Genomic DNA, 12,144 nt, shown 5'->3' on the forward strand with positions numbered 1-12,144 from the left:
TCTGGCCGAAGGTCTCCCTAGAGTAAAGCCGGTGTGGGCGGTTGTCCCTACTTCTACCCGAAGGAGTCCCATGACGTTCGAAACACCACCCGACAGGACCGGCGCCGCCACCACAGTCACCGAACAGCCGGGCCGGTTCGTCATCGAGGTCGATGGCCGCCCGGTAGGACTCGCCGACTTCCACGACCGAGACGGCCGTCGGGTCTTCCCGCACACCGAGGTGCTGCCCCAGTACCAAGGTCGGGGACTGGCCACGATCCTCGTCGCCGAGGCTCTACGTTCCACCCGTGCCGCCGGACTGCGCATCGTGCCGACGTGCTGGATGGTGGCCGAGTTCATCGACCGGCACCCGGAGTATGCCGACATCACCGACCGCGGATAGCCCGGCGCCGTGACCGAATCTGCAGAGGACGACGCTGCGCACAGCGATTTCATCCGCGGCGCTGTCGTGATCTGCGTGACGGCGGTCGTCGCCGGGGTGGCGATCGGCTTCATCGGCGGCGCATTCCGATGGTGCCTGCAGACGGCGGACCGGTTGCGTGTCGACTTCGTCGACTGGACACACGCGCTGCCGGGACCCGGCTGGCTGGCGCCGATGGCTGCGGCAGCGCTCGGCGCCACGCTGGCCGCGTTGATAGTCCGATGGGTGCCGCTGGCCGCAGGCAGTGGTATCCAGCACGTCGAGGCGGTGTATCGCGGCGACGCCGAACCGCCGCTGCTCCTGCTGCTGCCCGCGAAGTTCATCGGCGGTGTGTTGTCGATGGGGGCGGGGCTGGTGCTCGGCCGTGAAGGGCCGACGGTGCACATGGGCGCCGCGATCGGCGCGGAAGCCGGTCGACGAGCCAGACTTTCAGAGTTCGACGTGCGGATGGTGCAGACCGCGGTGGGCGGGGCCGGCCTGGCGGTGGCGTTCAACGCGCCGATCGGCGGCACCCTGTTCGCACTCGAGGAAGTGACGAAGTCGTTCCGCCTGCAGACGGTGCTGGCCACGCTGTTGGCGTGTGCCACCGCGGTGGGATGTGTGCGCTTCATTCTCGGCAACGAGCCTGACTTCCTGGTCAGGTCCATCGAGGCACCCGACCTTGGATGGCTGCCCGTCTTCGTGATTTTCGGGCTGCTGACCGGATGCCTGGGCGCGGTCTACAACCGGTTGGTGCTGTGGTTCCTCGACCACGTCACCGGGCTGCGACGGGTCCCGGCGCTGGCCAAGGCGGCGGTGATCGGCGCTGTCATCGGGCTGGCGATGTTCGTCAACCCCCTCGCGGTGGGCGGTGGTGACCCGTTGACGCAGATGATCCTCAGCGGACAGAACATCGTGCTGCCCGTCGTCGTCGGATACCTGTTGGTGCGCGTCGTCGCAGGACCGCTGTCGTACTCGGCCGCCGTGCCGGGGGGATTGTTCGCGCCGTTGCTGGCGATCGGCGCGCTGTGGGGGCTGTTGTTCGTCGGCGGATTCGACGCGGTGTGGCCCGGCGACGCGACCACCCTCGCCCTCCCGATGGCGCTGGTCGGGATGGCGGCGTTCTTCGGCGCCACCGTGCGCGCACCTGTCACCGGCATCGTGATCGTGATCGAAATGACCGCTACCACGTCGGTTGCGATCCCGATGCTGGCCGCCACCGCAGCGGCGGTCCTGGCTGCCGAGCTCACCCGGTCACCACCCATCTACGACAGCCTGCGAGAGCGGATGATGCCCGAAGCCCCGCGCTGAAAGGTATGGCGGTTCAGCCGTCGGTGTCGTGGGTGCGGCGCAGTCGCTCCAGCCGCCGCAACCGCCACGGATGATCGCGGTACGGCCACATCTTCTCGATCTCGGCGTTGAACTCGGCGCCGAGCAGCACCACGAACGCGGTGATGTAGAGCCACAGGACAACGGCGATCGGTACCGCCAGTTGCCGGAAGACAGCGTTGTCCTGGACGCTGAGCGCGAGGTAGCCGCGCAACCCCGCAGATGCCAACAGCCACAACACAATTGCCAGCAGCGCCCCGGGCACGTCCCGGCGCCACGGGGTCTTCCAGGGCACACCGATGTGGTAGAGCGTGACCAGGCCACCGAGAACCAGCAGGGCCACGGCTGGCCAGAACAACACGTCCAGCATCCGCAACGTGGTGTCTGCGACGGTGTCAGGGGCCAGCCATTCGATGAGCCGGGGACCGAAAACCATCGGCGGCAACACCGCCACCGCACCGAGGAGCGATCCGATGGTCACTCCCAGGGCCAGCAGCCGCCGCCGCCAGGCAGAGCGCGGCTCGAGCCCGTAGGCGATCGTCATCGTCTCCAGATAGCGGTTCACCGCCCGAGAACCCGTCCAGACGCTGAGCAGGATTCCCACGGAGACCACACCGCCGCGGGTCTCGGCGAGCACCGAATCCACGACCCGCTCATAGGTGGCGAAGGTGGGGTCGGTGAGAAACGACTGGGGGATACCGAGGACGAGTTGGCGCAGCCGCTGGGTGCCCTCGGGACCGAGGGCGGCCGCGACGAACCCCAGCGAACCGATGACGGCCAGCAGCAGTGCAGGCAGCGAGATCAACGTGAACAGTGCGGCCTCGGCTGCCAGGCCGGGGACACGGTCGTTGATGGTGTCGCGGCCGGTGCGTTCGATCAGCCGACAGGCCTGCTGAACCGGTCCGGGAAGCCGGGCGAACTGTGCCGAGCCACGCTGCTTGAGCGTGTCACGTGCCGTCAGAACAGGTTCCGACAGCCGCGACGAAAGTTTCGTCCGCTCGCTGTCCGGTTCCATCGGGTCAAGCCTAGAAACGGCGGTGCCGCGGACTTCCCGTGGGGTGCGGCCTAGCTGAAATGTGTCTCTGGGCGCGGCAGTTGCACCCCGTCGACGGTGATGTCGAGCCTCTCGTTGTAGAACGCGACCAACCCCGCGATCGCCGCCACGGCCGGTAGCGGGGAGTGGTAGGTCCAGGCGATGTCGGCGTGCACCGTGGTGCCGGCGCAGGCCGACCAGTAGCCCGACGTGACTCCCTTGTACGGGCACAGCGTCTGGGTGTCCGACGATTCCAGCTGTTCGAACGCGACATCGCTCTGGTCGATGTAATACCTTGTCGGCAAACCAGTTTCGAAGAGCAGAACCGGGCAGGTGGTATCGGCCAGGGTCACCTCGTCGAGGGCGATCCTGACGTGGCGATGGGAGCGCAGGGCATCCACCCGGGCGTAGGGGTTGCGGGGGTGGCCGTAGATCGGCTCGTCCTCCTCGAACCACCTCAGCGACCCCCACTCGAACCGCACCAGGCCGGCGACGGCACCGTCGCCGTCGTCGAACACCCGGGCCGCCGAGTGGCGGGTCTGCGCCTGGCCGGTCAGGGTGAACATCCGCGACGGTCCGAACTGCACGCGCTTCGGATGACCCTCGTCACGCAGAAAGCCGGCACGCACATCGGCCAGTGGGATGTAGTACTGCGGGTAGTAGGGCACTTCCCAGACGTATCGCGCGGACGTCGTGTCGAAGACCAGTTCGTGGCCGAGAAAGCCACGGACCCGCCGGGGCGCTGGTTCGACGCGTCCGCGGGCCGCGGCCATCTGCGGGTAGTCAGGTGCCGGTGGCTGACCCATCGATGCGCCTCCTGGTCGTCGCGAATCCGGGTTCTCGGTTGTCTACACGGCACAACCCGCAGATGCCGAGAGACATCATCTGCGGGTTGTGGGACCGGGTGCCGCCGGTGGTCTAGGACGGAACAATGAATTTGGCGCGTATGCGGTGTCCCTCCCCGGTCCACGTCGTGAATCGATACGGTACGCCGGGTGACCGAATCCCGTCGCTATTTTGCTGAAATCTGTTCGGCACATTGCCGCGAGGAACCGCCGGGGATCTGGCTGGACAAACTGCAGGTCATTGCGCTGTCCGTGGAAGCGCGGCGGCGTCTTCCAAAAGGTAATGGCCATCGCTACACCCGAAATTCAGGACCTCGTTTCGGTATTCGCCCGGCTGAATTCTCGGGACGCTGAAATGCGTTACCGTTTTACCGACAAGCGCCGAAAGACCCCGGAATTACCGACGTTTGTCAGGTCTCGTCCGGAATCTGGTGGCGGGTCTGGGAGCGGGCCGGGGCGTCCGGATCCTCGTTGCGGTGGTCCAGCTTCTCCTGCAGTTCCCGCTGCTCCTCTGTGGCTTTGGTCGCGTCCTCCGGCGTGGCCGGGGGAACGTTGCTCTGTTCCACTGCTGAAACCTCCATTCGGCATCGGGATGGGTCGACGAACTCCTAGTGGTGTCTCCGATCGGGTCGGCAGGGAAACACCGCGCAGGTAGAGAGGGTGCGCGGGGCCTCACATCCCGCGGGCGCCGGTGTGAGGTGGTGGCAACATGGATGAATAACCCACGTTGCCGTTCGGCAATAGATGTTGGGAATCCTCCAGTATTCGACTTACTGGAAAGGTCAGCCATGTCCTATGTGAACCCGCCGGACTTCGTCGGGAAGATGATCGATGCAGGCGAGTCAAAAGCTACCATGTCCACCCGCGACACCCTGATCCGCGCCTACATGGCCGGGGCGATACTTGCGCTCGCCGCCGCTTTCGCGGTCACGATCACCGTGCAGACCGGAAACGCCCTCCTCGGCGCGGTCCTGTTCCCGGTCGGCTTCTGCCTGCTGTATCTGCTGGGCTTCGACCTGCTGACCGGCGTGTTCACCCTCGTGCCGCTGGCGCTGCTCGACAAGCGTCGTGGGGTCACGGTCCGCTCGATGTTGCGCAACTGGGGCTGGGTGTTCCTCGGGAACTTCGCCGGGGCACTGACTGTCGCGCTGATGATGGCCGTGGTGTTCACCTACGGCTTCAGTGTCGACCCCAACGAGGTCGGGCAGAAGCTCGGCGAGATCGGGCACAGCCGCACCGTCGGTTATGCCGAACACGGTGCAGCCGGGATGCTCACGCTGTTCATCCGCGGTGTGCTGTGCAACTGGATGGTGTCCACAGGTGTGGTCGCCGCGATGATGTCGACCGATGTGTCGGGCAAGGTCATCACGATGTGGATGCCCATCATGCTGTTCTTCTACATGGGCTTCGAGCACTCGGTGGTCAACATGTTCCTGTTCCCGTCAGGGCTGATGCTCGGCGGTGACTTCTCCCTGGCCGACTACCTCGTCTGGAACGAAATACCAACCGTGGTAGGAAATCTCGTTGGTGGGCTGGCCTTTGTGGGGCTCACCCTGTTCGCCACCCACGCCCGCACCGGCAAGTCCCGGTTGATGCTGCCCGACGACGTCGCATCCGTACCGCCGGCGACCGAGCGAGAGGACGCAAAGGTATGACGCCGATCATCGCCAAAACCGAAGCCGCCGAACTGATCAACTCGGCGAGAATCCGCAAGAAGCTGGCGTGGGCCGACATCGCCAAGGAGATCGACGCCCCCCTGGTGTGGTGTGTGGCGGCGCTGCTCGGTCAGCATCCGATGCCGAGCGGTCAGGCCGAGCGCGTTTGCGAACTGCTGGAACTTGATGCTGCGGTCGCCGAGAGTCTGCAGTTGCAGCCGGTGCGAGGTCTCGAGCCCGCGCTGTTGTCCGACCCGACGATCTACCGATTCCACGAGGCACTGTCGGTTTATGGTCCTGCGCTCAAGGAGCTCATCCACGAGGAGTTCGGTGACGGCATCATGAGCGCCATCAACTTCAAGGTCGACGTCGCCCGTCGCGAGGATCCCGACGGCGACCGCGTGGTGGTCACCTTCGACGGAAAGTTCCTTGATTACCGGTGGTGAGCGGCAGCGGCGGGAAGGTTTCGAGACCTCCGTAGCGGGGTAAACGGAAACGTCGCGTCGCTACGACGACGCCAGTGCAGCGGTCACACCTCAGACCACGGGGCTATCGCCGGCACAGCCATCTGGTTCAGCTCCGAGCCTTGCATATCAAGCCGCACAAGGGGCCGCTCGAGATGTTGACCGCAGCACCGAACCAATATGCCGATGTCACCGAGATGTTCCGTCGCCTCAAGGCGCTGGACGAACAATCGATGGAGTACCGTCGTCAACGCGAAGTGATCGTCGAGACGTGTCTACCGTTGGCAAACCACATTGCGCGCCGTTTCAGCAATCGCGGCGAACCCGTCGAAGACCTCGTACAGGTGGCACGACTCGGGCTGGTCCAGGCGGTGAACCGCTTCGATCCGGACAACGGAGCGGCATTCCTGGCGTTCGCCGTCCCGACGATGATGGGTGAGGTCCGCCGGCACTTCCGCGATCACGGATGGTCGGTCAAGGTTCCGCGTAGGCTCAAAGAGCTTGGCTCGCAACTGAAAAGGTCCCGCGACGAGTTGTCGCAACGGTTGGGGCGGGCCCCCACTGCCAGTGAGATCGCCGCGGATCTGGGCATCGACCGCGAAGAGGTGGTGCAGGCCCAGATCGCATTCAGCTCCTACTCGACCATTTCGACCGACGCGCCGACAGGTGACGACGAGCGCACCGTGGGTAACAGCTTCGGCGATGTTGACGCGAACCTGGAAAAGGTGCTCGAAGCCGAGACGGTGCGCCCGCTGCTGGCGAAGTTGCCGGAACGGGATCTGCTGGTGTTGAAGCTCAGGTTCTTCGAGAACATGACCCAGACCCAGATCGCCGATCAGCTCGGGATATCGCAGATGCACGTGTCGCGTCTGCTGTCTCGGTCGCTGGCCTCGTTGCGGGAGCGGGTGCGGACAGCGGAACCGGCGTAAACCGTTGGGGGGCGACCGGTCAGATCCGGATCACACCGCGGATCGTGATCTGGCCGGTTTCGCACAGGCGGCAGGTCAGCGGACGGACCTTGAGACGGACATTGGCGATACGCAGCGCCGTCTGGCACATCGGGTACGGGCAGCTGCAGGACAGGGTCACCCACCACTGCGCCGGATGGGCCAGCGGATTGCAGAGCCTGTGGCAGGCGCACAGGATGTCGGGCTCGAAGTCCAGTTCGGCCAGCGAGGGCTCGAGCAGTGTGGTCACGGGCACTAAGGCTAAAGTGAAGGTCGAGACTTCGGCGGGAGGCGCGCGCAAGAATTTTGTGCAACCGATCTCGGAGCGCGAAGTCAGCGGGCGCCGCTGACGTGCGCCCCGGCATCACCCGGGAGCCGTAGCGTTTCGACGATCGTCACCGCCAGGAGCGCGCCGAGCGCGGCGAACGCCCACGCGTAGGAACCCAGCATGGTCAGCAGCAATGCGGCGATGGCGATTCCCAGGCCGGCGGCCAGTTCCTGCACCGCGGCATTCAACGTGTTCGCGTGGGTGAGATCCTCACCGTCGACATCGGCGAACGCCAGGCTGTTGTACGCGGTGAAACCGATCGAACGCAACGCGCCACTGACAAAGAGCAGTGCCGCGATGGCCGGGACCGGCATGTCGGCGTGCAGCGTGGCCAACACCCCGAACCAGCCCACCGAAAGCACCGCATTGACCAGGAGAACCCGCTTGATGCCGAACCTGCGCATCAGCGGAGTGGTGATCGGTTTGATCACCAGGTTGCCGATGAACAGCGCCGCCACCATCAGGCCCGCCGCGAATGCAGACCAGCCGAATTCGAGCTGGAACAACAAGGGCAGCAGGAACGGCACCGCGGTGATGACCAGCCGGTACATCGACCCACCCGAGACGGTGATGCGCAGCGTGCGCACCCGCAGCACGGTCAGCTCGACCAGAGGTGAGGTGGTCCGCCGCAGATGCCACACGGCGACGGTCAGGCACACCGCCGCCGCCAGGGCTCCGGACCCGACAAGCGCCCACCTGGTCCCGCTGACCCGGATGTGTTCGACCGCGACCAGCGCCGCGGTGATCCCGGCCCCCAGCAGGAACAGGCCGCGCCAGTCGAACGGCCTGCGCGACGGTGCGGGGCCGCCGCGAATCAGTTTGAGCGCCAACAACAGTCCGATGACACCGATCGGGATGTTGACCAGGAAGATCCAGCGCCACGATCCCAGCGTGGCGATCGCCCCGCCCAGCACCGGCGCCACCACCGGTGCGGCGAGAGCCGGCCACGTCAGCACGGCGATGGCGCGGACCAGGTCGGACTTCGCGCTGTAGCGCAGTACAGCCAGCCGTCCCACGGGCACCATCATCGCGCCGCCGATCCCCTGCAGCACCCGAGCCGCGACGAGCATCGGCAGCGACACGCTCAGGGCGCAGCCGACGGAGGCGAGGGTGAAGACCGCGATCGCGGCGATGAAGACCGGCCGGATACCGAACCTGTCGGCCACCCAGCCGCTGGCCGGGATCAGCACCGCCACCGTCACCAGGTAGGCCGAGATGGCGACGTTGACGTCGACGGCGGCGACACCGAACGAGGCGGCGATGGCCGGGATTGCCGGGGCGATGATGGTGGCGTCCAGAATCTCCATGAAAAACGCCCCGGCAACCAGCAATGCCATCCCCCTCGGAAACGAGGGGGATGGCGCGGGGGATGGCATTGCAGTGGATCCTGTATCGGACTCCGACTCGGGCATGACTCCTCAACCTAGACGGCCGATCACTGCGACCGCGCGGCGTAGGCGTCAGCGTGAGCAGTCCAGTGAGACGGTGACCTTCGGGGTGGGGGTGACGGTGAAGACGTTGATGTCGTCATCGTCGTTGATCGGGAACGGCTGCTTGGCCACCGGATGGTTGCGCACCCCGAGCACCGAGCACTGATCCAGCGGGGCGTTGCCGATGCGGCTGATACGGACGTCGAAACCCTGCGCCCGGAGCTGGCCGATGGTCGTCGAGGCCCCTCCGCTCTGTTCCGGGGCGGCCTGCGCGGGTGCGGCGAAGGCCAGCAGTGCACCCAGAGGCAGAACGGTGGCGGCGATGGACTTCTTCATTGTGTTCATTGTGGATCTCCCTGCGTTGGTGCGTCACGTTCGGTGACGACGGTGTAACTGACTGACACCATCGTCGCGACGTAGCGCTTGCAGCGCTTGGAGCTTGTGTGGAGATTCCGTGGAGAAACGCGGAGAAGATCAGCCGGCGGTGACGGCGTTGTACTCCGGGCAGTAGGCGTTGACCGCTCCCCGCATCAACTGGGTGGCCGCAGCGTTGTCGACGCCCTCGGCGAGCAGGGCGTCGACGATCTTGGCACGGACGGTCGCCGGGTCGATGTTGTTGACACTGCCCTCGGCGACGATGTCGCAGACGTTGTTGCCCGCCTCGGTGGCTTCCTCAGGTGTCTCGAACTGCAGACCCAGATCGGCTACCACAGAAAGGAACTGGGCGTCGGCATCGGTGGCGTGGGCCGTGGGCGGACCGGCGAGCACCAACAGTCCCGCCGAGACGGTCGCGACTGCAGCGACGAGCGCGAGACGCGCGGAGCGGCTGTTCATGTGGCCTCCCTGTGGTTCACCTGTGCGGATGGTAGCCGTCGCGCCCGGCTGCGCTCGGTATTTGCGCGCCGAGTCCGTCAGCGGCCGCCGGTGAGCGGGGCTTCGACGATCCCGCGCGCCAGCGGGTAGTCGCCGAGCGCGGCGATCGCCCGGATCTGCAGTTCGTCGACCACCGCCGGGTCCATCCCGCGGGTCGACATCAGATCCGCGATCCACGCCATGGTCTCGGGGACCGGCCGCCGGTCTCCGGTCAGCAGCGCGGCGGAGACCGCGTGCAGCAACTGGCCGATCACGTCGTCGGCGAGGCTGCCGATGTCGGGAGCCGGCCGGGGTGCCGACGTCAGCGACCAACTGCTGCGCAGCGCGGCCACGACGGCGCGGTGGTCGTGTGCGAGGTCGGCCTGCTCGGCGACTGCTGCGGCCGGCAGTGGTGCCGCGGGTGCGACCACAGGCGGCAGCCGCGAGAGCGCCGTCACCGCGCCGTGCGCGTCGGCAGCCCAGCCCGTCGCCCCCAGCGCCGTCGCCCGGATGTCGTCGTACCCGAACGCCGGTCCACCGACGACGATCGGAACCCCCATCGCCGTACTCGCTTCGATGAAACGTCTTGTAGCGGGCAGTGATCCGAGTACCGAGCAGCTCACCGCGACCGCTACCGGCCCGTGATCGTGCAGTACCTGGTTCAGCCGCCCGGCCGATGTCGCCGGGCCGAGCAGGATGCTGTCCCAGCCGGCGGCGCGCAGCGCGCAGTCGATGATCATGGCGGGTAGGGCATGCCACTCCCGCTCGGCGCACGCCACCAGCACCTGGCCACGTGTCGGCGGGATGCGTCGGACGTACCGGGTCACCGCCTGCGTTGCCGAGACGGCGATAGCGGTGGCGGCATGCTCTTCGGCGACGGTCCACTCACCTCGCTGCCAACGGGCGCCTACGGAGCGCTGGGCGGCGGCGACGACGTCGGTCAGGATCGTGACCGGATCGACCCCGTCGTCCAGCAGGTGTGCCATCAGTGCCTGGGCCGCTGCAGCGTCGTTGCCGGTGAGCGCCTTCTCATAGGCGTGCAACGGGCTTCCGTTCTGCCGCACCCCGTCTAACCCCCGCACGTGAGCGCCAGCAGTGCGATGTCGTCGTGTGGTCCGCCGTCGCCGTACTCGACCACATCTTGTTCCACTGCCTCGCAGACGACATCGGGTGCCGCTCCGGCGTAGGCGGGCAGCAGCGCGAGGAGTCGTTCGACGCCGTAGAGCCCCTCGGCCCCGCGCGCTTCCTCGACACCGTCGGTGAACATCAGCATCGTGTCACCGGGGTGCAACCGGACGTCGACCGTGCGGTAGCGGACATCGGGCACCATCCCGCTGGCCGTGCCGAAGATCTCGGGTTGTTCGACGGCGCCGTTGGCCCGCAGGATGACCGGGGCCGGATGGCCCGCCGTGGACAACTCGACGACGGCCGGTGCGCCGTCGCCCGCCACCTGCAGCCGCCCGCACAGCACCGTGACGAACTGGTCTGTGCCGGATTCGTAGAGCACGGTGTTGAGCGCACGCAGCAGCGAGGCCGGGCGACGGTCGAAATGGGCTGCGGTGCGGATGCTTTGGCGGGTTCGTCCGGTCAGTGAGGCCGCTTCGACGCCCTTGCCGCACACGTCACCCAACGTCAGCAACCAGTCGTCGCCTGCTCCGATGACGTCGTAGAAGTCGCCACCGATGCCGAGATGTTCTGCGGCGGGGCGGTAACGCGCGGCCAACCGGACTCCGTCGACCGCGGGCAGCGATGGTGGGCGCAGTGCGCCGGTCAGAACGGCCGCGACCTGTGCGCGCTCCTCGTAGAGCCGAGCCGAGTCCAGCGCGATGGCGGCCCGAGCCATGATGCGCCGGATGAAGGCGACATCGTCGGGGTCGAAAGCCACGGTGCGCATCAACAGCACGGCGCCCAGCGTGGCACCCCGCGCGTCCAGAGCGACGCCCAGCAGCTCACCAGGCGCCAGCGCCGTGACCTCCTCGCGCAACTGCGGGTGCGGCAGGATCGCGGCCAGGGAGGCCTCCGCGGAATCGCCGTCGACGACGGTGACGTGGCTGTTGCCGGTGCGCAGCAGGCGGTCCAGGCGCGTGCCGGCGATCGAGGTCTGCGGAACGACGGCAGAGAACTCCACCGTCTCGCCGCCGTAGAGGCGCACTCCGCCGGTCCGGTCGTCGGGAAGCGCCAGCACCACCCACTCGGCGAGTTCGGGCCGCAGCAAGGTGAGAAGCCGCAGGGCGGTGCGGCGATGATTCAGCGAGCCTGCGAGGCCGAACTCAACCTCCTCGGCCAGTTGTCTGCGCGTGCGAACTGCTCCGAACCTCCCGATTTCGACCGATGGGACGCCACTGCCTGTCCGGTTCAACGGTAATTGCTGATTCGGACAACCTGTCCGATAACCTGTAAAGCGGTTGTCCGCATTCGACAACGTGCCGGGTTCAGAACTGCAGCCTCACGAAATGATCCGCGACCGCTCCGACGGACGTCAACTCATGAGACGAGGCCAGTACGTGCAGCAATTCACCGAACATCAGGTTGACGGCGTCGTGGTCGTCGACGCTGTGGGTGCTGTCGACATGCTGACCGCCCCGCAACTCCAAGAGGTCGTGACCGCCGCGCTCGCGCGTGAGCCCGCCAGTCTCATCATCGACATGACGCGAGTGGATTTTCTCGGTTCGGCCGGCATGCAGGTCCTGATGGTCACCCGCAATCGCCTCGGACCCGGCACCAGATTCGGCGTTGTCGCCGACGGTCCCGCCACCAGCCGTCCGCTGAAGATCACCGGCATCGCAGATCTGGTCGAACTGTTCTCGTCGTTGGATGTCGCGCTGACGAACTTCACCCAGTGAAACTTCGGTGACCGGCCA

16 protein-coding genes are annotated in these 12,144 nt (G+C 66.5%); 7 read left to right on the forward strand and 9 right to left on the reverse strand.

The genetic code is table 11. The annotated features are described in order from the left end of the window. Positions 1 to 70 precede the first annotated feature (70 nt). Complete coding sequence (locus tag WA944_RS07410) at positions 71 to 382, forward strand: GNAT family N-acetyltransferase (protein WP_526375552.1); 312 nt, start codon at positions 71 to 73, stop codon at positions 380 to 382. Between the two features lie 9 nt (positions 383 to 391). Then, positions 392 to 1,711: a H(+)/Cl(-) exchange transporter ClcA gene (locus tag WA944_RS07415; RefSeq protein ID WP_526375551.1), complete on the forward strand. Its 1,320-nt coding sequence runs from the start codon at positions 392 to 394 to the stop codon at positions 1,709 to 1,711. A 13-nt stretch (positions 1,712 to 1,724) separates the two neighbouring features. Here the strand turns inward: WA944_RS07415 and WA944_RS07420 are convergent, their stop codons facing one another. Then, entirely contained in the window at positions 1,725 to 2,744 is a 1,020-nt protein-coding gene (locus WA944_RS07420; RefSeq protein ID WP_526375549.1) for a YhjD/YihY/BrkB family envelope integrity protein, read from the reverse strand. A 50-nt stretch (positions 2,745 to 2,794) separates the two neighbouring features. Further along, positions 2,795 to 3,568 carry a DUF427 domain-containing protein gene (locus tag WA944_RS07425; protein WP_526375547.1) on the reverse strand — a complete coding sequence of 258 codons (774 nt, stop codon included), beginning with the start codon at positions 3,566 to 3,568 and terminating at the stop codon, positions 2,795 to 2,797. Between the two features lie 189 nt (positions 3,569 to 3,757). Between WA944_RS07425 and WA944_RS07430 the strand changes: the two genes are divergently transcribed. After that, positions 3,758 to 3,961: a hypothetical protein gene (locus WA944_RS07430; RefSeq protein ID WP_526375545.1), complete on the forward strand. Its 204-nt coding sequence runs from the start codon at positions 3,758 to 3,760 to the stop codon at positions 3,959 to 3,961. Positions 3,962 to 4,017: 56 nt separating this feature from the next. Here the strand turns inward: WA944_RS07430 and WA944_RS07435 are convergent, their stop codons facing one another. Next, complete coding sequence (locus WA944_RS07435; protein ID WP_526375556.1) at positions 4,018 to 4,173, reverse strand: hypothetical protein; 156 nt, start codon at positions 4,171 to 4,173, stop codon at positions 4,018 to 4,020. A gap of 222 nt (positions 4,174 to 4,395) precedes the next feature. Between WA944_RS07435 and WA944_RS07440 the strand changes: the two genes are divergently transcribed. From WA944_RS07440 to WA944_RS07450, 3 genes are all read left to right on the forward strand, one after another. Continuing rightward, entirely contained in the window at positions 4,396 to 5,262 is an 867-nt protein-coding gene (locus WA944_RS07440) for a formate/nitrite transporter family protein (RefSeq protein WP_526375543.1), read from the forward strand. Next, positions 5,259 to 5,708, forward strand: a complete 450-nt coding sequence (gene cynS, locus WA944_RS07445; RefSeq protein WP_526375541.1) for a cyanase — start codon at positions 5,259 to 5,261, stop codon at positions 5,706 to 5,708. Before WA944_RS07440 ends, cynS begins: the two co-directional genes overlap by 4 nt. Positions 5,709 to 5,881: 173 nt before the next feature. Next, a complete protein-coding gene (locus WA944_RS07450) occupies positions 5,882 to 6,655 on the forward strand; it encodes an RNA polymerase sigma factor SigF (protein ID WP_526375554.1) in 774 nt (257 codons plus the stop codon). Positions 6,656 to 6,674: 19 nt separating this feature from the next. Here the strand turns inward: WA944_RS07450 and WA944_RS07455 are convergent, their stop codons facing one another. The 6 genes from WA944_RS07455 to WA944_RS07480 all read right to left on the reverse strand — a co-directional run bounded on the left by WA944_RS07455 (position 6,675) and on the right by WA944_RS07480 (position 11,498). Further along, positions 6,675 to 6,923 carry a hypothetical protein gene (locus tag WA944_RS07455; RefSeq protein WP_526375539.1) on the reverse strand — a complete coding sequence of 83 codons (249 nt, stop codon included), beginning with the start codon at positions 6,921 to 6,923 and terminating at the stop codon, positions 6,675 to 6,677. Between the two features lie 83 nt (positions 6,924 to 7,006). Next, the gene (locus WA944_RS07460) at positions 7,007 to 8,338 is read right to left on the reverse strand and encodes an MFS transporter (RefSeq protein WP_526611246.1); all 1,332 of its coding nucleotides are present in this window, start codon (positions 8,336 to 8,338) and stop codon (positions 7,007 to 7,009) included. Between the two features lie 123 nt (positions 8,339 to 8,461). Further along, the gene (locus WA944_RS07465) at positions 8,462 to 8,767 is read right to left on the reverse strand and encodes a hypothetical protein (RefSeq protein ID WP_526611248.1); all 306 of its coding nucleotides are present in this window, start codon (positions 8,765 to 8,767) and stop codon (positions 8,462 to 8,464) included. Positions 8,768 to 8,905: 138 nt separating this feature from the next. After that, positions 8,906 to 9,265, reverse strand: a complete 360-nt coding sequence (locus WA944_RS07470) for a DUF732 domain-containing protein (RefSeq protein ID WP_526375535.1) — start codon at positions 9,263 to 9,265, stop codon at positions 8,906 to 8,908. A gap of 77 nt (positions 9,266 to 9,342) precedes the next feature. Beyond that, positions 9,343 to 10,347: a cobalamin B12-binding domain-containing protein gene (locus tag WA944_RS07475; RefSeq protein WP_526611249.1), complete on the reverse strand. Its 1,005-nt coding sequence runs from the start codon at positions 10,345 to 10,347 to the stop codon at positions 9,343 to 9,345. Between the two features lie 5 nt (positions 10,348 to 10,352). Then, positions 10,353 to 11,498, reverse strand: a complete 1,146-nt coding sequence (locus tag WA944_RS07480) for a PP2C family protein-serine/threonine phosphatase (protein WP_526374459.1) — start codon at positions 11,496 to 11,498, stop codon at positions 10,353 to 10,355. 289 nt (positions 11,499 to 11,787) lie between these two features. Here WA944_RS07480 and WA944_RS07485 point away from each other — a divergent pair, with 289 nt between their 5' ends. Then, entirely contained in the window at positions 11,788 to 12,126 is a 339-nt protein-coding gene (locus WA944_RS07485; protein ID WP_526374463.1) for an STAS domain-containing protein, read from the forward strand. Positions 12,127 to 12,144: the final 18 nt, after the last annotated feature.

It is taken from the genome of Mycobacterium sp., from assembly GCF_049683355.1.
GTDB lineage: Bacteria > Actinomycetota > Actinomycetes > Mycobacteriales > Mycobacteriaceae > Mycobacterium.

What these genes read in the sequence shown, in the direction of transcription:
- WA944_RS07420 (WP_526375549.1), bottom strand. Translation starts at nt 2,744, where the DNA reads ATGGAACCGGACAGCGAGCGGACGAAACTTTCGTCGCGGCTGTCGGAA.
- WA944_RS07440 (WP_526375543.1), top strand. Translation starts at nt 4,396, where the DNA reads ATGTCCTATGTGAACCCGCCGGACTTCGTCGGGAAGATGATCGATGCA.
- cynS (WP_526375541.1), top strand. Translation starts at nt 5,259, where the DNA reads ATGACGCCGATCATCGCCAAAACCGAAGCCGCCGAACTGATCAACTCG.
- WA944_RS07425 (WP_526375547.1), bottom strand. Translation starts at nt 3,568, where the DNA reads ATGGGTCAGCCACCGGCACCTGACTACCCGCAGATGGCCGCGGCCCGC.
- WA944_RS07450 (WP_526375554.1), top strand. Translation starts at nt 5,882, where the DNA reads ATGTTGACCGCAGCACCGAACCAATATGCCGATGTCACCGAGATGTTC.
- WA944_RS07465 (WP_526611248.1), bottom strand. Translation starts at nt 8,767, where the DNA reads ATGAAGAAGTCCATCGCCGCCACCGTTCTGCCTCTGGGTGCACTGCTG.
- WA944_RS07470 (WP_526375535.1), bottom strand. Translation starts at nt 9,265, where the DNA reads ATGAACAGCCGCTCCGCGCGTCTCGCGCTCGTCGCTGCAGTCGCGACC.
- WA944_RS07410 (WP_526375552.1), top strand. Translation starts at nt 71, where the DNA reads ATGACGTTCGAAACACCACCCGACAGGACCGGCGCCGCCACCACAGTC.
- WA944_RS07460 (WP_526611246.1), bottom strand. Translation starts at nt 8,338, where the DNA reads ATGGCATTGCTGGTTGCCGGGGCGTTTTTCATGGAGATTCTGGACGCC.